Source organism: Pseudomonas sp. PDM10 (genome assembly GCF_014852295.1).
In the GTDB taxonomy this organism is placed as follows: domain Bacteria; phylum Pseudomonadota; class Gammaproteobacteria; order Pseudomonadales; family Pseudomonadaceae; genus Aquipseudomonas.
In genome coordinates this window covers 519,747-538,869 of the sequence record NZ_JACVBJ010000001.1, presented here as the reverse complement: position 1 = coordinate 538,869, position 19,123 = coordinate 519,747, and the positions used below count along the sequence as shown (strand labels likewise).

The window sequence follows — 19,123 nt, the reverse complement described above, 5'->3', positions numbered from 1 at the left end:
TCAATTAAACCAGGACGCCGCACTGGCGCAGGGCCGTGCGAAGCGTTTCATGACAGGGTGCGCTCAGCCAGGTCAGCGGCAGGCGAATGCCTTCGTGCATCAGGCCCATCTCGACCAAAGCCCACTTCACCGGAATCGGGTTGGCTTCGATGAACAGATCCTTGTGCAGCGGCATCAATTTTTCGTTGATTGCCCGTGCAGTCTCGGCGTCGCCCTTGAGCGCGGCCTCGCACAGGTCAGCCATTTCGCGCGGGGCGACGTTGGCGGTGACGGAGATGTTGCCCTTGCCGCCCATCAGGATCAGCTCGACAGCGGTCGGATCATCGCCGGACAGCACGATGAAGTCCTTGCTCACGCCATCAAGGATTGCCTTGGCACGCTTCATGTCGCCGGTGGCTTCCTTGATACCGATGATGTTCGGCACAGTGGACAGGCGAATCACGGTCTCGGCCTGCATGTCGCAGGAGGTGCGGCCAGGAACGTTGTAGAGGATCTGTGGAATGTCGACCGCTTCAGCAATGTGCTTGAAGTGCTGGTACAAGCCTTCCTGAGTCGGCTTGTTGTAGTACGGAACGACCAGCAGACAGGCGTCGGCGCCGGCCGCTTTGGCGTTGCGGGTCAGTTCTACGGCTTCGCGGGTCGAGTTGGCGCCGGTACCGGCGATGACCGGAATACGGCCATTGACCTGCTTGACCACGGCTTTGATGACAGCGATGTGTTCGTCCACATCGAGGGTTGCCGACTCGCCGGTAGTACCGACCGCGACAATGGCATGGGTGCCGTTTTCAAGGTGGAAGTCCACGAGTTTGCTGAGGCTGTCCCAGTCAAGACGCCCTTGTGCATCCATGGGTGTGACCAGTGCCACCATACTGCCCGCAATCATGAAACCGCTCCTGCCGGAAAAAGAGAGCGGTAATGGTACTGGCGCCAAGATGCTTGCACAAGCAAAGTACTGCGCTGCTGCCATTCCCCTTGGCGTCGCTTTTCGCTACCCTTCAGACTTTGATCGGTACTGATAAGCTCGTACGCCGGGTTCCAGCCTCCATTTTCGGCATCACAAGCCCCGATCCAGCGTTGCCGCCCCTCGCTCCTGCCTCACTGGAGCATGTTGCAACCTTGTGGCTCGGGTTTTTTGAATTCGCATCCGCAGGCTCGCCCCCGGTAAAAAAAGCCCGTAGAAGTATCGACCGCTCATCGCTTTAGGAATGCTGCATGTCCACCCCCACAGTTCGCGAACAATTCCTTGTCATCAGTGCCCTCGGCGCCAACCCCATGGAGCTGACTAACGTCCTGTGCCGCGCCAGCCATGAAAACCGCTGCGCCGTGGTCACCTCTCGCCTGACGCGTCATGGCGAGTGCAGTGCGTTGATCCTCGAGATCTCCGGCAGCTGGGATGCCTTGGCGCGCCTCGAAGGCAGCCTGCCGAGCCTCGCCAAGAAGCACGCCTTTACGGTCAACGTGGTGCGCAGCGCAGCGCTGGAGAATCGTCCTCAAGCCCTGCCATACGTCGCCTATGTCAGCTCGGCTTACCGCTCGGACATCATCAACGAGCTGTGCCAGTTCTTCATGGACCACAACGTCGAGCTGGAAAACCTGACCTGCGACACCTATCAGGCTCCGCAAACCGGCGGCACCATGCTCAATGCCACGTTTACCGTGACCTTGCCGGCCGGGGTGCAAATCAGCTGGCTGCGCGATCAGTTCCTGGATTTCGCCGACGCGCTGAACCTGGATGCCCTGATCGAACCGTGGCGCCCACAAAATCCAATGTAAGGAAGCTTTCATGGCCGTTGCCATCGACCAACCGGTTGCCGACTTCGAAGCACCCGCCACCAGCGGGCAGACCGTCAACCTCGCGAGCCTCAAAGGCAAGCAGGTGGTGATTTACTTCTATCCGAAGGACAGCACGCCAGGCTGCACCACTCAGGGTCAGGGCTTTCGTGACCAGCTCGACGCCTTTAAAGCTGCCAATACCGAAGTCTTTGGCGTGTCCCGCGACAGCCTTAAATCACACGAAAACTTCAAGGCCAAGCAGGCGTTCACCTTCGAGCTGATCAGCGACAAGGAAGAAGCGCTCTGCCAGCAGTTCGACGTGATCAAGCTGAAAAAGCTCTATGGCAAAGAATATATGGGCGTTGATCGCAGCACGTTCCTGATCGACAAGGACGGTGTGCTGCGTCAGGAATGGCGTGGTGTGAAGGTGCCGGGTCATGTGGATGCTGTTCTGGCTGCCGCTCAGGCGCTGAACAAGGCCTGATTTTCAGCGTCCTTTCGGACGCTTTCGCGAGCAGGCTCGCTCCCACAGTTGACCCGAGCTGTCCAGACAAACGCGGTTTAATGTGGGAGCGAGCCTGCTCGCGAAGAGGCCTTATGCCTTACCCGGCAGTTAAAGCAGCGGCGCCACCACCGGTTCCTTGCGTGGCCAGGCATCCAGCACAGCCTTGAACAAGGTCGCCAGGGGGATCGCAAAGAATACCCCCCAGAATCCCCACAATCCGCCAAACAACAATACCGCGCAGATGATCGCCACCGGATGCAGATTGACCGCTTCCGAGAACAGCAACGGCACCAGCACGTTGCCGTCCAGCGTCTGGATGATCCCGTAGACCGCCATCAAATAGATGAACTGATCGCTCCAGCCCCACTGGAACAACGCAATCAGCATGACCGGCACGGTCACCACCACAGCGCCGACGTAAGGCACCACCACCGACACGCCCACCAGCAATGCCAGCAGCGCCGCGTAGTTCAGGCCCAGAACAACGAAACCGATGTAGGTCACGCCACCGCAAATGAAAATCTCGATGACCTTGCCACGAATGTAATTGGCAATCTGCCGGTTCATCTCATGAGCGACGCGGGTGATCAGCGCCCGCTCACGAGGCAAGTAACCACGCACCCACTGACCGATCATCTCCCGGTCCTTGAGAAAGAAAAACACCAGGATCGGCACCAGCACCAGGTAGATCATGATGTTCACCAGCAACGGCAGACTCGACAGCGAGAACGTCAGCGCCCACTGGCCGAACTTGCCAATCTCGCCCCGCGCCACTTCGATGGCCTGCAGCACCTGCTCATCGGATACCAGATGCGGGTAGCGCTCGGGCAGCAGCAATAACAGCGACTGCCACTTGGCAAGCATGCCGGGTAACTCGTTGAACAGCGTAATCAACTGATGCCAGAGCAACGGCACCACAACCACGATGAACACCAGCAATAGCCCCATGAACAACGCAAAGACCAGTCCCACCGCCACCCCGCCCGGCATGCGCAGGCGTTCGAGGGTGACGACCAACCCTTGCATCAGGTACGCCAGCACCATCCCGGCCAGCACTGGCGCAAGCATGCCGCCCAGCGTCAGCACGGCGGTAAACGCCAGAAACAGCAGGACCGCCAGCACAACAGCCTCTTCGTCGGAGAAGTAGCGCTGAATCCAGTCGCGTAACACTTTGAACATCAATAATCCTTAGAAACGAACGCAGCAGAATTCAGGCTTTTTTCAACCAGTAGCGGTAAACACCCGCTTCATCTTCTTCACGAAGCAGCGTATGACCCGCCAATCGGGCAAAGGTGCGGAAGTCGCGCTGCGAGCCCGCATCGGTGGCAATGACCTTCAGCACTGCGCCGCTGGCCAGTCGATTGAGTTCCATCTTGGCCTTGAGCAACGGCAAGGGGCAATTCAGGCCGCTGGCGTCGAGCTCGGCGTCATGGGCTACAGCGTCGGTCATTGCATCACTCCGGGGACAGGTGGTCGAGCGGCTAGAATATCTGGTCCGAAGCGTAGTGTCCGGCTACAGTAAGGTCTTTGTCGACTAAGGCTTTGTGCATGACTTTTTTGCGCCCTACCCTGCTGACGCTCGCTTGCCTGCTCGCCTCACCGGGCTTCGCCGACGACCTGCCGTCACTCGGCGACGCCAGTTCTGCCATCGTCTCGCCGCAACAGGAACATCAATTGGGCCGTGCCTGGCTGGCGCTGTTGCGCAGCCAGGTTTCGCAGCTCAACGATCCACAGCTCAAGGACTACGTCGAATCCAGCGTCTACAGGCTGGTAGAGACCAGCCAGGTCAATGACCGGCGCCTGGAGTTCATCCTGATCAACAGCCCGCAACTCAACGCCTTCGCCGCACCGGGCGGTATTGTCGGGGTTAACGGCGGCTTGTTCCTCAATGCCCAGACCGAAGGCGAATACGCCTCCGTACTCGCTCACGAATTGGCTCACTTGTCGCAGCGCCACTTCGCCCGTGGCGTCGAAGCCCAACAGCGCATGCAAGTGCCGATGATGGCCGCGCTGCTGGCCGGGATCGTGATTGCCGCAGCCGGCGGCGGTAACGCCGGGATCGCGGCCATTGCGGGCACGCAGGCGGCAGCCATTCAGGAACAACGGCGTTTCTCTCGCCAGAATGAACAGGAAGCTGACCGCATTGGCATCCTCAATCTGGAAAAGGCCGGTTACGATCCGCGCTCGATGCCGACCATGTTCGAGCGATTGGCGCGCCAGTACCGTTTTGACGCCAAGCCACCGGAATTTCTGCTGACTCACCCGGTGACCGAGTCGCGGATCGCTGACACGCGCAACCGCGCCGAACAGGCAAAACCCGGCGGCATCGAAGACACGATGCGTTATCAGCTGATTCGTGCACGGGTCCAGTTGATCTATGAAGAAACCCCAGGCCTGGGTGCCAAACGCTTTCGCGCCCAGCTTGATGAAAACCCGAAAAATGATGTCGCTCGCTATGGCCTGGCCATCGCGCAGATCAAGGGCGGCCAACTGAATGAAGCACGGGAAAACCTCAAGCTGCTTCTGGCCAAGTCGCCGAACGAGATCATCTACAACCTGGCGCAGGTCGATCTGGACATCACCAACAATCGCCTGCCGGACGCCCAGTCCCGGGTTGACCGAATGTTGACGCAGTATCCCGGCAACTATCCGCTGAACTCGGTGCGCGTTGACCTGCTGCTCAAGCAGAACCGTGCACCCGAAGCGGAAAAAGCACTGGAGAATCTGCTCAAGAGCCGTCCTGACGATCCGGATGTCTGGTACATGGTGGCCGAGACTCGCGGCCTGTCAGGCAACATCATCGGCCTGCATCAGGCCCGCGCCGAGTATTTCGCCTTGGTCGGGGATTACCGCCAGGCCATTCAGCAACTGGACTTCGCCAAGCGCAAGGCCGGCACCAACTTCCCGCTGTCATCGCGGATCGATGCACGGCAACGTGAGCTGATGGAACAGGAGCGCATGATCAAGGACATGATGGGCTGACCTGCTGTTCAAACAAAATGACAGGCACAAAAAAACCGCCTCTTTCGAGGCGGTTTTTTATTCAGCCAACAACCGGATTATTCAGCCAGTTTGAAGGTGATGAAACTGGCGCGACCTTGACGCAGAACCCGCATCGACACCGAGCGGTTCTTCGGCAGCGCCTTGGCGATATCCGTGAACTCCTTGGTGGAACCAATTGCCTGATTATTCAGGTGAGTAATCACATCGCCTGGCTGCAGGCCAATCAGAGAAGCAGGACCGTCCTGGACTTCCTTGATCACGACGCCGCCTTTGAGGTCGTAGGTTTTCTTCTGTTCATCCGTCAGCTCGACCACGGAAACACCCAGCCGGTTGCTGCTGCGCTCGGTGGTAGATTTCGGCAGCGAATCCAGCTCTTTGCCTTCTTCCGGGATAGCGCCGACAGTCAACTCGACATTCTTGCGCTTACCTTCACGAATCACTTCCAGATCAGCTTTCGAGCCGGCCTTCAGCGCGCCCACCAGGTGTGGCAGATCGGCGGACATGACGATCGGTTGGCCGTTCATGCTCAGGATCACGTCCCCTACTTGCAGGCCACCCTTGGCAGCCGGGCCGTCATCCTGGATCTGAGCCACCAACGCGCCAGCTGGCTTCTCCAGACCGAACGATTCGGCCAGGTCCTTGCTCACTTCCTGAATCACCACACCCAACCAGCCACGGCTAACTTTGCCACCGCTTTTGAGCTGATTGGAAACGTCCATGGCGACGTCGATCGGGATCGCGAACGACACGCCCATGAAGCCGCCGGAACGGGTGTAGATCTGCGAGTTGATGCCAACCACTTCACCGGCCAGGTTGAACAGCGGACCACCCGAGTTACCCGGGTTGATCGGCACGTCGGTCTGGATGAACGGCACATAGTTTTCGTTTGGCAGGCTGCGACCGATGGCGCTGACGATACCTTGGGTCACGGTATGGTCGAAACCAAATGGCGAGCCAATTGCCACAACCCATTGGCCGGCCTTCAGGTCCTGGGATTTGCCGAGCTTGAGGACCGGCAGATCCTTGCCCTCGATTTTCAGCAGAGCCACGTCGGAACGCGGATCGGTGCCAATCAGTTTGGCTTTCAATTCGCTGCGGTCAGCGAGGCGGACGAGGATTTCGTCTGCATCGGCAATCACATGGTTGTTGGTCAGGATGTAGCCATCAGACGAGATGATGAAACCCGACCCCAGGGATTGGGCTTCACGCTGACGATCACCGCGGGGCGTACGCGGCTGTGGCGGCATACCGCGCTCGAAGAACTCGCGCAACATGGGCGGCAAGCCTTCAAGGTCGGGCATCTGCTCGCTCACTATGCGATCAGGCAGTTTCTGCGTGGTACTGATGTTTACCACCGCGGGCGAGGCCTGCTCGACCAACTGTGTGAAGTCAGGCAACTCAGCCGCTTGAACAGCGACCGCCTGACCAAGCACCAGCACGGTGGCAAAAATAGAGAGATAAGACTTCAAGCGTGGTATCGACATACGGCTCCCGTTACGACGAGCATGGTTAAGCGATATGGAGCAAGGAACACCGGGAACGATACGCCGGTATTTTTGTTCCGGGAACAACAAACAAGGCCAGAGCCGAGAGGCTCTGACCTATAGAAAAAATCGGGGATATTTGCAAGTTGAAATGCTCACCAAACATTTCGATTTCAGCTCACTACTTGGTTGCAGTGGCGTCGCTGCGCATGGATAGCGCAATCCGTTCAGCGGTGCCAATCGGAATCTCACCGACCACGGTCACCATCATCTCGCCTTGCGGGGTAGTCAAGCGTCGGGAAACTGCAACGGTCGGCCCCAACTGGGTGCGAGTGTCAGTAATTGTTGCGCCATTCAACGGCTCTAGGAAAACCGAGAAACGCGCCAGACCATCGTCATACATCAGACTGTTGACTTGGGTTTTGGTCTCTGGATCCTTGCGGGAGGTACTGCTGGTCAGCTCGAAACCAGGCGGTAACCAGTCCGAACGCCATACTTGCGCCGCCTTGGTTGCAGAAGCCTTGTCACTGTCGAGGGCAATAGTTTTGCAATCGGCACTAGGCTGCAAGTCGCTGTCGGACGGAAGATCGGCGGTATCCAGTTGCGTGAACTGGAATCGCTCCAGCAACTGCCCTCGTTCATTCAGAAGCAATGATTTGAGAGGCAGGCCGGTTTCTTTATCCAGATGCAATTCAAAACCGTAGCGGTGTTGATCGCGAGGTGTCAGTGAAACGATTACTGCCGCACGCCCAGCCACACGCGACTTGCCAATGACGGCAAGGTCGTACCAATTCTTTAACTTTTGTGGATCGAGTGCACGAGCAGCGGAGCTGGGGGAATCTCCAAGCCCTGCTATCAGAATGCCGCTAACGCATTGAGTACGTCCATCAATGCGCACGACTTCCTGTGCCGAGCCGTCGAGCTGGAGTAAACGCTCGCGGACCTTGCCATCCTGGACGCGGTGCCAAATGTTGTGGGTAGAAAAACTACCGTTACGCTCGTAGACGAATGTACCGTGAAAACTTTGCTGTTGCTCGGCTTGGCCCAGACGGGTCAACCAGTTCTGGGCTTCATCAGCATGGGCTGGAACAACAAACCAGCCACCGAGCAGAAGCGTAAGTAGAGGGATGGCGCGCATGATCCTCCTTAACGGTTTTCCAGACTTGCTGCACGAGCGTAAGGCAGAGCGCTCTCAGTACCTTTCAGTGCAGCCTGTTGAGCATGTTGGCGCAAATAGCCTGGCAGACGCTGATCGTGCGAGCCTTGCTGACCTTGCAACACGCCGTTGGCCATAGGGCCAGTGGCTTCCGAACTCTCATTGTAGCCTGCTAATACAGCTGGACCCTTGACCTGAGGAACGGCCAGACCTGGTTGACTGGATTGTTGAGCCAGTTCGACCCCAGCGATTTCGTCCTGGTTATACAGACGAACACCTGCCAGTACGGCGAGGGTTACCGAAGCAGCGACCGCCAGACGACCCAGGCTGCGCCATGGACCACGGGTGGCTTTTGCAGGTACGGCTTCGTCAGCCAGCGCAGCAGAAACTGCCGCAGCGATATCCAGACGTGGAAGCAGCAAATCCTTGTGCATAACTGCCCGAGCGATTTGATAACGAGCCCAGGTATCACGGGTTTCTACATCGTCAAAGGCATTCAATACCCGACGCAATTCCAATTCGTCCGCTTCGTTATCCATCACTGCGGACAGCGATTCCTGCAGGGCTTCACGACTCATGGCGTTCCTCTCTTGGCTGTCGCCGCTGTCTCAGTTTTCCTGCAACAACGGCTGCAGGGCTTTATCGATGGCTTCCCGAGCGCGGAAAATCCGGGAGCGCACGGTACCCACCGGACACTGCATGACGGCCGCAATGTCCTCGTAACTCAGACCATCGAATTCACGTAAAGTTAAAGCCGTACGCAAATCTTCTGGCAGTTGCTGAATGGTTCGATGGACGGTGCCTTCGATCTCATCCCGCAGCAATGCACGTTCTGGCGACTCGAGATCCTTGAGGCCATGATCGCCATCGTAGAACTCTGCATCCTCGGAACTGACATCGCTATCCGGCGGCCGACGGCCGCGTGAAACCAGATAGTTTTTCGCCGTGTTGATGGCGATGCGGTAAAGCCACGTATAAAACGCGCTGTCCCCGCGAAAATTTCCAAGTGCACGGTACGCCTTGATAAAGGCTTCCTGCGCCACATCCTGGGCTTCATGGGTGTCGTGCACGAAACGCACGATCAACCCGAGAATTTTGTGCTGGTATTTCAGCACTAGCAGATCGAAAGCTCGCTTGTCGCCGCGTTGAACGCGCTCGACCAGCTGCTGATCCTCTTCCTGGGTTAGCATGAACACTCCTCGATAAGCTCGAAGGAGGCTTGCATAACTAAACAACCAGACTTGCAAACATAGACTCGGGCTTTTCGCAAAAGTTCTCCCCCTCCAAGCAAGTTTCCTGCGGGCTCTGATTTGGCACGCACGAAAAGCGCAGCGCGGGTTAACCCGGCTGCGCGAATAATCTTGTCATCGGATTCGCCGGCAAGGATCAAATCACAGATCCCGCGTTGAAGCCGACACTGTCCCTTGAATCAGGCAACGGTCTATTGGTCTTGGGCCTTTGGCAAAAGTTCCAAATATTTATAGCTGCGCAAAAGCGACATTGTGCAATCGTGAATGGAAAAAAACTGTTAAATCGTTGATACAGTCGTCTTGTCGCCGAAGCGGCCGAAAAACCATCCGACGAAGCGTCAGGTATTTTCCGTCACAGTAGTTTCACAATGCCATGTGCGCTCGCTATTGTGCCGCTCCCCCCCTCTATATACTAGTGGGCTGTGTGGCTGTCTTGACTCGCCGATCCAGGTGTCTTGCGCCAACCCCGACCCGGGTCGCTTTGAGCGGAATCCTGAAATGAGCCAACAGTTTCAACACGATGTTCTGGTAATTGGCAGCGGTGCTGCCGGCTTGAGCCTTGCGCTGACCTTGCCCGGTCATTTGCGCATCGCCGTACTGAGCAAAGGCGACCTCGCCAATGGCTCGACTTTCTGGGCCCAGGGTGGCGTCGCTGCCGTCCTGGATGACACCGACACCGTTGAATCACATGTCGATGACACCCTCAATGCTGGCGGCGGCCTGTGCCACGAAGACGCCGTGCGCTTTACCGTCGAGCACAGTAAAGAGGCGATTCAATGGCTGATCGACCAAGGTGTGCCCTTCACCCGCGATGAACAGTCCGGTACCGAAGATGGCGGATTCGAGTTCCACCTGACCCGCGAAGGCGGTCACAGTCATCGGCGTATCATCCATGCCGCCGATGCCACGGGCGCCGCGATATTCAGAACCTTGCTCGACAAGGCCAGGCAACGACCGAACATCGAACTGCTGGAGCAGCGGGTCGCGGTCGACCTGATTACCGAAAAGCGCCTGGGCCTTGAAGGTGATCGCTGCCTCGGCGCCTACGTCCTCAATCGCGGGACCGGTGAAGTCGACACCTACGCCGCTCGCTTTGTGATCCTCGCATCGGGCGGCGCGGCAAAGGTCTATCTCTATACCAGCAACCCCGACGGTGCCTGCGGTGATGGCATTGCCATGGCCTGGCGCTCGGGCTGCCGGGTGGCGAATCTGGAGTTCAACCAGTTCCACCCCACTTGCCTGTATCACCCGCAAGCCAAGAGTTTCCTGATCACCGAAGCCCTGCGCGGCGAAGGCGCACACCTGAAGCTGCCTAACGGCGAACGCTTCATGCAACGCTTCGACCCTCGCGCCGAGCTGGCGCCACGGGACATCGTCGCACGCGCCATCGACCATGAAATGAAGCGCCTGGGCGTCGATTGTGTCTATCTGGACATCAGCCACAAGCCGGAAGCGTTCATCAAGACTCACTTCCCGACGGTGTACGAGCGCTGCCTCGAATTCTCCATCGACATCACCAAGCAACCGATTCCAGTGGTTCCGGCGGCGCACTACACGTGTGGCGGCGTGATGGTCGATCAGCAGGGGCGCACCGACGTGCCGGGACTGTATGCCATTGGCGAAACCAGCTTCACCGGCCTGCACGGCGCCAACCGCATGGCCAGCAACTCATTACTCGAGTGTTTCGTTTACGCGCGCTCCGCGGCGGCGGACATTCTTGAGCAGCTGCCGCAGGTTTCGATTCCGACCGCCCTGCCCGTCTGGGATGCAAGCCAGGTCACCGACTCCGATGAGGACGTGATCATTGCGCACAACTGGGACGAACTGCGGCGATTCATGTGGGACTACGTCGGCATTGTGCGCACCAACAAGCGCTTGCAACGGGCACAGCACCGCGTGCGTCTGTTGCTGGATGAAATCGACGAGTTCTACAGCAACTACAAGGTCAGTCGGGACTTGATCGAACTGCGTAACCTGGCCCAGGTGGCCGAACTGATGATCCAGTCAGCCATGGAACGCAAGGAGAGTCGCGGCCTGCATTACACCCTCGACTATCCGAACATGCTGCCGGTGGCCCTGGACACTATTCTGGTGCCGCCCACCTACGTCGACTGAACGTGAGCCGAACCCGCAGGCGCCGGTGCAGATCCGCCGCCTGCGAGTCGCGGGGAACGCAGATTGATCTGACCCGCCGCTCGTCTCGCAGTCGAAAACGCAGCACCACAATCAATGGCAATGCCAAGCTGTCCGGTCGCAACTGCACTGGCTGCCAACCTGTTGCCTGATTCCACAACTGCCAGCCATCGGCATCGCGACGCAAGCCGCGAAATGCCTGAGGGTGTGTCAGCAGAATTTGTCGCGGTAACGCCCAAGCACCGTGAGCCAGACAGCAAAAAGCGCCGAGCAGACTGGCCCAGACCGGTATAGAGAGAAGACACAGCGAACCCAGCGCGAACAGCTGGGCCAGAAGATACGCCGCCAGCAACTGCCGTGAGGCATGCCAGCGGCATTCGAACGCATTATTTGGGCTGGACACGATCCAGAATCATGCGAACCATGCGCTGAAGCTCCGGATCTTCCGATTCGGCGCGTTCCATGAACCAGCCGAACATGTCCTGATCTTCGCATTCGAGCAGCTTGCGGTAGCAATCGCGGTCGACATCATTGAGGTGCGGATAGACCTCCTTCACGAACGGTACCAGCAACACGTCAAGCTCAAGCATGCCGCGGCGGCTGTGCCAGTAGAGGCGATTCAGTTCAACATCTTCGACCATGGAGCGCTCCTCAAATAGGCGGCAAGTATACAGCCCCAGGCGGAGTCGAACACTCGGCTTTGGTCGGCCACCAACGATCCTTTGTGAACTACCCATTTCAAGAGCGCCCCCTTATGATGTCCCCCAGACTCTTTATCCTGCGATGACCCATGGCCGATTCTGCTTTTTTCTGCACCCTGTCTCACGAAGGCGTTCTCGCAGTACGCGGCGCGGATGCCGGCAAATTCCTGCAAGGCCAATTGACCTGCAACCTCAATTACCTGAGTGACACCCAGGCCAGCCTCGGCGCCCGCTGCACGCAGAAGGGCCGGATGCAGTCGAGTTTCCGCATCCTGCTGGAAGGCGACGGCGTTCTGATGGCCATGGCCGCCGAACTGCTGGAACCGCAACTGGCGGACCTGAAAAAGTACGCGGTGTTTTCCAAATCCAAACTGACCGACGAAAGCGCAGCCTGGGTCCGCTTCGGCATCGACCATGGCGATGCGGCGCTGATCAGCCTCGGTCTTGATCTTCCGGCTGACACCGACAGCGTCGCGCGCAATGACGGCTTGATCGCCATTCGCGTCTCGCCGGACCGCGCCGAACTCTGGGTCGCCGCCGACCAGGCCGACCTTATCAAGGGCAAGCTGGCCGTCGTATTGGCCAAAGGCGATCTGAATCAATGGCTGTTGGGCCAGATCCGCGCAGGGATCGGTCAGGTCATGCCGAGCACTCGCGAACTGTTCATCCCGCAGATGCTCAATCTGCAAGCCGTGGGTGGCGTGAGCTTCAAGAAAGGCTGCTACACCGGCCAGGAAATCGTTGCGCGCATGCAGTACCTGGGCAAACTCAAGCGCCGCTTGTATCGCCTGACACTGGATGCCAACGAGTTGCCTGAACCTGGCACACCCTTGTTTTCCCCTACTCACGGCAGCTCTATCGGCGAAGTGGTGCTGGCCGCCAACGCCGGGCAAAACATTGAACTCCTGGCCGTGCTGCAAGCCGAAGCAGCGGACGGGGGGGATATCCATCTGGGCGCGCTCGAAGGGCCAGCCCTGCACCTGCTCGACCTGCCTTACGAACTGGATCGCGATCGCGAAATCCAGCGTTAACAGCAGCATTTGTCGCAATACCTAGAGAAACGAAATGAGCGAGCTGGCGGAAAAGGTCCAACAGGATTTGGTTGAGGCCATCGATAACGATGACCTGGTTCTGCCAACGTTACCGGAAGTGGCCCTGCAGATTCGCAAGGCCGCCGAAGACCCGGAAATCAGTGTCAGCACCCTGAGCAAAGTGATCGGCCGCGATACCGCGCTGTCGGCGCGTCTGATCAAAGTGGTCAATAGCCCGCTGTTGCGCGCGACCCAGGAAGTCACTGACCTGCACACGGCAATCACTCGATTGGGCATCAATTACAGCAGCAACCTGGCCATCGGTCTGGTCATGGAACAGATTTTCCATGCCCGTTCCGAGGTGGTGGAACAGAAAATGCGCGATGTCTGGCGCAAAAGCCTGGAAATCGCCGGGATCAGTTATGCATTGTGCCGCCGGTACACACAACTCAAGCCCGACCAGGCAGCCCTTGGCGGACTGGTGCATCAGATCGGTGTGTTGCCGATCCTGACCTACGCCGAAGATCACTATGAACTGCTGGCTGACCCGGTCAGCCTCAACCATGTGATCGATCACATTCATCCACTGCTCGGCGACAAACTGCTCAGGGTCTGGGAGTTTCCGGAGATGCTGGTACAGGTGCCGGGGCTTTATCTGGACTTCAATCGACAGTCCGAGCAGGTCGACTATGTCGATCTGGTGCAAGTGGCCAGCCTGTATTGCCACAAGGACACCGATCATCCCCTCGCCCGTATCGACGCATTCAGCGTACCGGCGTTCAAAAAGCTGGGAATTGATCCGGAGAACGAGGCAGTGTGCCGCGATCTGGAAGAGTCGCGGTCGATGTTTTATTGATCGAGGAATTGCAGCGGCCTCATCGCGAGCAGGCTCACTCCCACAGGGAACTTCGGTATTACAAAGATTCAGTGTGGGAGCGAGCCTGCTCGCGATGAGGCCAGTCCAGACACTACAAAACTACCCAGCGATAAAACTCACCCGCACCTTCAATCCCGCCTGCTCGCCATCGTGCAGGCTGATTTGAGCCAGGTGTGCGCGGCAGATCTCGCCAACAATCGCCAGTCCCAACCCCGAACCGGCCACCTGCTGGTTGCGCCGGTAAAAGCGCTCGAACACCCGATCGCGCTCTTCAAGAGGAATGCCTGGGCCATCGTCCTCGACCTCCAACACGGCCGGTGCCGTGACCCGAAGAATCACGTTGCCACCCGACGGCGTGTGCGCCAGCGCGTTATCCACCAGATTGCTCAACAGTTCGTTCAACAGCGTTGGCTCGCCGCGCAACCACACCGGTTCGTCCGCTTCCAGCGCCAGCGCCACACCACGTGCGTGGGCCAGCGGCGCCATGGCCATGCCGAGTTCGCGAGCCAGCTGACTGAGATCAAGCAACTGCGCGCCGCCCTCGGCGATGGCCCGGGCGCCGTTTTCGACCCGTGCCAGCGAGAGCAATTGATTGGCAAGGTGGGTTAAACGGTCCGTGCCTTGGGCGACGGTTTCCAATGTATTGCGCCAGGTTTCAGGTTCGGTCGAGCGCAAACCCAGTTCCAGTCGTGCCTTGAGCGCCGCCAGGGGCGTACGCAGCTCGTGGGCGGCATCGGCGATGAACTGCGCCTGACGCTCGAACTGCCCGCGCAAGCGCTCGGTAAAGTGATTGAGCGCGCGCACCAGCGGCCATAATTCGCGTTGCACTTCCACCAACGGTAATGGCCGCAGATCGTCCGACTGACGCTCTTCCACCGCGGTGCGCAAGCGTTCCAGCGGACGCAACGCGGCGCTGACCGCAAACCACACCAACAACAACGCACCCATCGCCAGCATGCCCAGACGCAGCAACGTGTCCGCCGCCAGGCTGCGGGCCATGCTGACCCGCGCTTCATCGGTTTCCGCCACGCGGATTTCCGCCATGCCGTTCATGTTCGGCTCGCTCACGGGTTTGAGCAGGCTCACCACGCGCACGTTCTGCCCCTGGTACTTGGCGTTATAGAAGCGCGCCAGTGCCGGATAGTCATCGGTGCGCGGCGTTCCCGGCGGTGGTGGCGGAAGGTTTTCGTAACCGGAGATCAGTTTCTGATTGATGTCGTTGACCAGGTAAAAAATCCGTCCCGCACTGTCGTAGGCGAAGGTGTCGAGGGCCACGTAGGGCACGTCGGCGCTCAGCGTGCCGTCACGCTGGGAGACGCCCGCAGCGATGGTCCTCGCAGAGGCCAGCAAGGTCCGGTCATAGGCGGTGTCGGCCGCTTCGCGACCGTTCCAGTAAGCGCTCAAACCACTGGCCAACATCAACACCACCAGCAACAGCGCCAGATTCCACAGCAACCGCCAGCGCAGGCTGCTGGGCTTATGCATCGCGGCTTTCCAGCAAGTAGCCGAGACCGCGGAAGGTCACGATGACAACCGGTTGGCCGTCGAGCTTTTTGCGCAGGCGATGGACATAGATCTCGATGGCGTCGGGGCTGGCCTCTTCGTCCAGTCCGAATACTTGCGAGGCCAGTTGCTCTTTGCTCATCACCCGACCGGGACGGGCGATCAGCGCTTCAAGAACAGCCTGCTCGCGGGAGGTCAGGGTCAGCAACTCTTCGCCGAGGGTGAAGCGCCGGGTGTCCAGGTCATAGGCCAGCACACCGCAGCGCTGCAGGCGTTCACCGCCGAGCACACTGCGGCGCAGCAAGGCTTTGACCCGGGCTTCGAGTTCGGTCAGTTCGAAAGGTTTGGCCAGGTAATCGTCAGCGCCAAGGTTCAGGCCGTGGACCCGATCCTTGACGTCGCTGCGGGCGGTCAACATCAACACTGGCAGGTTCTTGCCCCGCGCCCGCAGGCGCGCCAGCACTTCGAAGCCATCCATGCGTGGCAGGCCGACGTCGAGAATCGCCATGGCGTATTCCTCGCTGCTCAACGCCAGGTCGGCCGCCACGCCGTCGTGCAGCACATCCACGGTCAGCCCGGTGCTCTTGAGCGCCTGGGCCACACTTTCGGCGAGCTGCAGATGGTCTTCGACGAGCAGAACACGCATGGATCCTTACCTCATTCAGGGATGGCCGACGCCATTCTTTGGCGCGGAGTTTACAGCCGCAACCGCCGCTGTGAAGCCCGAAAACCGTGAAAGTCTTCTGAAAGGTTAGCGAAAGGTTGGCCGGTTAGAGTCCAGCCACGGACAGTTTCGACTGCCGTCGCTACCGCACATAGCGTACGAAAAACGCCTCGAAGCGTTTTCGCCAATAAGAACAATAAACGGAGTACTTCAAGATGCAGTCCATGCAGCTCCAGGCTTGCCCGCCTGCTCGCTTTTCCCGCCTCAGCTACACCGCCCTTGCCAGTGCTGCCGCCCTCGCCGGCTTTTCGCCGTTGAGCCAGGCTGCCTTCTTCGAAGACAGTACGGCAACCCTCGAAACCCGCAACATGTATTTCAACCGCGACTTTCGCGACGGTACCAGCGCCCAGCAATCCAAGCGGGACGAATGGGCTCAGGGGTTCATGCTCAATCTGCAATCGGGTTACACCGACGGCACCGTGGGGTTCGGTGTCGATGCGCTGGGCATGCTGGGGGTCAAACTCGATTCGAGTCCCGATCGCACCGGCACCGGCCTGCTGCCAACCCATGACGACGGCCGCGCGGCCGATGAGTATTCCAAGCTTGGCCTGACCGGCAAAGTGAAAATCTCCGCCACGGAACTTAAAATCGGCAGCCTGATTCCGGAACTGCCGATCCTCAAGCCCAACGACGGGCGCATCCTGCCGCAGACTTTTGAAGGTGGAATGCTGACCTCCAAAGAGATCAAGAACCTGGCCTTCACCGGCGGGCGTCTGGAGAAAGCCAAGGACCGCGACAGCACCGATTTCGAGGACATCGCCCTCAACAACAAGAACAGCCGCTTCGCTGGCACCGCAGCCGGCAAGCATTTCGACTTTGGCGGCCTGGACTACAAGTTCACCGACAAAATCACCGGCAGCTACCACTTCGCGCAACTTGATGAAGTCTACAACCAGCACTTCCTCGGTGTTGTCGCTTCGCAACCGTTCGGCCCCGGTACTTTCGGCACCGATCTGCGCCTGGCCATCAGTGATGACCAGGGTGCGGCCCGTGGCGGCAAGATCGACAACAAATCCCTCAACGGCCTGGTGAGCTACGCCTTGAGCGGGCATAAATTCAGCGCCGGCTATCAGCACATGTCCGGCGACAGCGCGTTCCCTTATGTCGATGGCAGTGACCCGTACCTGGTCAACTTCGTTCAGATCAATGACTTTGCCGGCGCCGAAGAACATTCCTGGCAGGCGCGCTACGACTACGACTTCGCCAAACTTGGCATTCCCGGCCTGAGTTTCATGAGCCGTTACCTGAGCGGTGACAACATCAAGCTCAAGAACGGTGACGAAGGCAAAGAGTGGGAACGCAACACCGAAATCAAATACGTCGTACAAAGCGGCGCGCTCAAGGATGTCGCCGTGCGCCTGCGTAATGCCACTTACCGCTCCAACTACTCCGCTCGCGATGCCGATGAAGTGCGTCTGCTGGTGAGCTATAGCGTTGCCCTTTGGTAATTCAGTAAACCTATAACAACAACTCCCCAGGAGACTTGAATGAACTTATCACTGCGTAAAGTTGCTCTCACCGCCAGCGCCCTGCTGTTCGCCGGCCAATTGCTCGCCGAACCCAAACGCCCGGAATGTATCGCCCCGGCCTCGCCAGGCGGCGGTTTCGACCTGACCTGCAAGCTGGCGCAAAGCGCGCTGGTGAATCAGAAACTGCTGACCAAACCGATGCGCGTGACCTACATGCCCGGCGGTGTCGGCGCGGTGGCGTACAACGCGGTGGTCGCCCAGCGTCCGGCCGATGCTGGCACGCTGGTGGCGTGGTCCAGCGGTTCGCTGTTGAACCTGGCCCAAGGCAAGTTCGGCCGTTTTGATGAAAGCGCCGTGCGCTGGCTGGCCGCCGTTGGAACAAGCTATGGCGCCATCGCGGTGAAAAGCGATTCGCCTTACAAGACCCTGGACGATCTGGTTCAGGCGTTGAAGAAAGATCCGAGCAAAGTGGTGATCGGCTCCGGCGGCACCGTCGGCAGCCAGGACTGGATGCAGACCGCCCTGATCGCCAAGGCTGCCGGGATCAACCCGCGCGACCTGCGTTATGTCGCCCTCGAAGGCGGCGGTGAAATCGCCACCGCCCTGCTCGGCGGCCACATTCAGGTTGGCAGCACCGACATCTCTGACTCCATGCCACACATCCTGAGCGGCGACATGCGCTTGCTGGCCGTGTTCGCCGAGAAGCGTCTGGACGAGCCGGAAATGAAAGACATTCCGACCGCCAAAGAGCAAGGCTACGACATCGTCTGGCCAGTGGTTCGCGGCTTCTACCTCGGGCCAAAAGTCAGCGATGAAGACTACGCCTGGTGGAAAGACGCTTTCGACAAACTGCTGGCTTCTGAAGAGTTCGCCAAGTTGCGCGATCAGCGTGAACTGTTCCCGTTCGCCATGACTGGTCCGGAGCTGGACACCTACGTGAAGAAGCAGGTGGCGGACTACAAAGTGCTGGCCAAAGAGTTCGGCCTGATTCAGTGATCGCCTCTGTCTAGCGGCTGCGGCCCCCGTTCTGCGGGGCCGCGGCACAGGAGTTTCTCATGCTCTTACAACGCATTTTCGCTTCGGCGCTGTTGCTGGCCTGTGTTGGCCTGGCGCTGATGGCGTGGCCGTATCAAGCGGCTTTTTCCTACGAACCGGTGGGGCCCCGAGCCTTCCCGCTATTGATGCTCGGCCTGATGGGCCTTGGTCTGTTGTACATGGTGTTTCGTCCGACACCGATCGTGCACAGTGACGACGACCCGAAACTCGACCGTGAAACCCTGATCAAGATCGGCATCTGCGTACTGCTGTTGCTGGTGTTCGCCGGGGCCTTCGAACCCCTTGGTTTCATCGTCGCCAGCATTCTGATTGGCATCCCTATGGCACGCCTGTATGGCGGCCGCTGGCTACCCAGTACGGTGATCATCAGCCTGATGGCTATCGGTCTTTATCTGCTGTTCGACAAGGTGATGGACGTGCCACTGCCGCTGGGCGTGCTCGACGTTCTGGAGAACTGA

Annotated in this window: 20 protein-coding genes; 9 read left to right on the top strand and 11 right to left on the bottom strand. The window is 58.9% G+C overall.

Annotation, left to right across the window (positions count from 1 at the left end; genetic code table 11):
• Positions 1-4 precede the first annotated feature (4 nt).
• Positions 5-883 (bottom strand): 4-hydroxy-tetrahydrodipicolinate synthase, encoded by an 879-nt coding sequence (dapA, locus tag IB252_RS02565; RefSeq protein WP_008153085.1) that lies wholly within the window; start codon positions 881-883, stop codon positions 5-7.
• Between the two features lie 329 nt (positions 884-1,212).
• On the opposite strand from dapA, the gene IB252_RS02560 reads away from it, so the two are divergent.
• Positions 1,213-1,773 (top strand): glycine cleavage system protein R, encoded by a 561-nt coding sequence (locus IB252_RS02560; protein ID WP_008034925.1) that lies wholly within the window; start codon positions 1,213-1,215, stop codon positions 1,771-1,773.
• Positions 1,774-1,783: 10 nt separating this feature from the next.
• Positions 1,784-2,257, top strand: coding sequence for a peroxiredoxin (locus IB252_RS02555; protein WP_008153083.1), 474 nt, complete (start codon positions 1,784-1,786; stop codon positions 2,255-2,257).
• 129 nt (positions 2,258-2,386) lie between these two features.
• Here the strand turns inward: IB252_RS02555 and IB252_RS02550 are convergent, their stop codons facing one another.
• Both IB252_RS02550 and IB252_RS02545 read right to left on the bottom strand, forming a co-directional pair.
• The gene (locus IB252_RS02550; RefSeq protein WP_046055715.1) at positions 2,387-3,457 is read right to left on the bottom strand and encodes an AI-2E family transporter; all 1,071 of its coding nucleotides are present in this window, start codon (positions 3,455-3,457) and stop codon (positions 2,387-2,389) included.
• Positions 3,458-3,488: 31 nt separating this feature from the next.
• Entirely contained in the window at positions 3,489-3,728 is a 240-nt protein-coding gene (locus tag IB252_RS02545) for a sulfurtransferase TusA family protein (protein ID WP_007930235.1), read from the bottom strand.
• Positions 3,729-3,826: 98 nt separating this feature from the next.
• On the opposite strand from IB252_RS02545, the gene IB252_RS02540 reads away from it, so the two are divergent.
• Positions 3,827-5,260, top strand: a complete 1,434-nt coding sequence (locus tag IB252_RS02540; protein ID WP_111450827.1) for a M48 family metalloprotease — start codon at positions 3,827-3,829, stop codon at positions 5,258-5,260.
• Between the two features lie 77 nt (positions 5,261-5,337).
• Here the strand turns inward: IB252_RS02540 and IB252_RS02535 are convergent, their stop codons facing one another.
• The 4 genes from IB252_RS02535 to rpoE all read right to left on the bottom strand — a co-directional run bounded on the left by IB252_RS02535 (position 5,338) and on the right by rpoE (position 9,111).
• Positions 5,338-6,765 (bottom strand): DegQ family serine endoprotease, encoded by a 1,428-nt coding sequence (locus IB252_RS02535; protein ID WP_111450828.1) that lies wholly within the window; start codon positions 6,763-6,765, stop codon positions 5,338-5,340.
• A gap of 181 nt (positions 6,766-6,946) precedes the next feature.
• Positions 6,947-7,903 carry a MucB/RseB C-terminal domain-containing protein gene (locus IB252_RS02530; protein WP_192406625.1) on the bottom strand — a complete coding sequence of 319 codons (957 nt, stop codon included), beginning with the start codon at positions 7,901-7,903 and terminating at the stop codon, positions 6,947-6,949.
• Between the two features lie 8 nt (positions 7,904-7,911).
• Complete coding sequence (locus IB252_RS02525; protein WP_111450832.1) at positions 7,912-8,499, bottom strand: sigma-E factor negative regulatory protein; 588 nt, start codon at positions 8,497-8,499, stop codon at positions 7,912-7,914.
• Between the two features lie 30 nt (positions 8,500-8,529).
• Positions 8,530-9,111, bottom strand: a complete 582-nt coding sequence (rpoE, locus tag IB252_RS02520) for an RNA polymerase sigma factor RpoE (protein ID WP_007944079.1) — start codon at positions 9,109-9,111, stop codon at positions 8,530-8,532.
• Between the two features lie 558 nt (positions 9,112-9,669).
• On the opposite strand from rpoE, the gene nadB reads away from it, so the two are divergent.
• Complete coding sequence (gene nadB / locus IB252_RS02515; protein WP_008153071.1) at positions 9,670-11,286, top strand: L-aspartate oxidase; 1,617 nt, start codon at positions 9,670-9,672, stop codon at positions 11,284-11,286.
• Here the strand turns inward: nadB and IB252_RS02510 are convergent.
• Together IB252_RS02510 and IB252_RS02505 are read right to left on the bottom strand one after the other, a co-directional pair.
• On the bottom strand, positions 11,255-11,707 hold the full coding sequence (locus IB252_RS02510) for a protein YgfX (protein WP_111450833.1): 453 nt from the start codon (positions 11,705-11,707) through the stop codon (positions 11,255-11,257). The genes nadB and IB252_RS02510 overlap by 32 nt on opposite strands.
• Entirely contained in the window at positions 11,691-11,945 is a 255-nt protein-coding gene (locus tag IB252_RS02505) for a succinate dehydrogenase assembly factor 2 (protein ID WP_007944081.1), read from the bottom strand. The genes IB252_RS02510 and IB252_RS02505 overlap by 17 nt, the downstream gene beginning before the upstream one ends.
• 149 nt (positions 11,946-12,094) lie before the next feature.
• Here IB252_RS02505 and IB252_RS02500 point away from each other — a divergent pair, with 149 nt between their 5' ends.
• Both IB252_RS02500 and IB252_RS02495 read left to right on the top strand, forming a co-directional pair.
• Complete coding sequence (locus tag IB252_RS02500) at positions 12,095-13,036, top strand: YgfZ/GcvT domain-containing protein (protein WP_192406623.1); 942 nt, start codon at positions 12,095-12,097, stop codon at positions 13,034-13,036.
• A gap of 34 nt (positions 13,037-13,070) precedes the next feature.
• Complete coding sequence (locus IB252_RS02495) at positions 13,071-13,892, top strand: HDOD domain-containing protein (RefSeq protein WP_192406622.1); 822 nt, start codon at positions 13,071-13,073, stop codon at positions 13,890-13,892.
• A 120-nt stretch (positions 13,893-14,012) separates the two neighbouring features.
• Here the strand turns inward: IB252_RS02495 and IB252_RS02490 are convergent, their stop codons facing one another.
• Together IB252_RS02490 and IB252_RS02485 are read right to left on the bottom strand one after the other, a co-directional pair.
• Positions 14,013-15,398, bottom strand: coding sequence for a sensor histidine kinase (locus IB252_RS02490; protein WP_111450837.1), 1,386 nt, complete (start codon positions 15,396-15,398; stop codon positions 14,013-14,015).
• The gene (locus IB252_RS02485; RefSeq protein ID WP_008153060.1) at positions 15,391-16,062 is read right to left on the bottom strand and encodes a response regulator; all 672 of its coding nucleotides are present in this window, start codon (positions 16,060-16,062) and stop codon (positions 15,391-15,393) included. Before IB252_RS02485 ends, IB252_RS02490 begins: the two co-directional genes overlap by 8 nt.
• Positions 16,063-16,295: 233 nt before the next feature.
• Between IB252_RS02485 and IB252_RS02480 the strand changes: the two genes are divergently transcribed.
• Genes IB252_RS02480 through IB252_RS02470 form a run of 3 tightly spaced genes read left to right on the top strand, consistent with a single transcriptional unit; the run spans position 16,296 to position 19,123 of the window.
• The gene (locus IB252_RS02480; RefSeq protein WP_192406620.1) at positions 16,296-17,588 is read left to right on the top strand and encodes an OprD family porin; all 1,293 of its coding nucleotides are present in this window, start codon (positions 16,296-16,298) and stop codon (positions 17,586-17,588) included.
• Positions 17,589-17,627: 39 nt separating this feature from the next.
• On the top strand, positions 17,628-18,605 hold the full coding sequence (locus tag IB252_RS02475; protein WP_192406618.1) for a Bug family tripartite tricarboxylate transporter substrate binding protein: 978 nt from the start codon (positions 17,628-17,630) through the stop codon (positions 18,603-18,605).
• Between the two features lie 59 nt (positions 18,606-18,664).
• A complete protein-coding gene (locus IB252_RS02470) occupies positions 18,665-19,123 on the top strand; it encodes a tripartite tricarboxylate transporter TctB family protein (RefSeq protein ID WP_111450842.1) in 459 nt (152 codons plus the stop codon).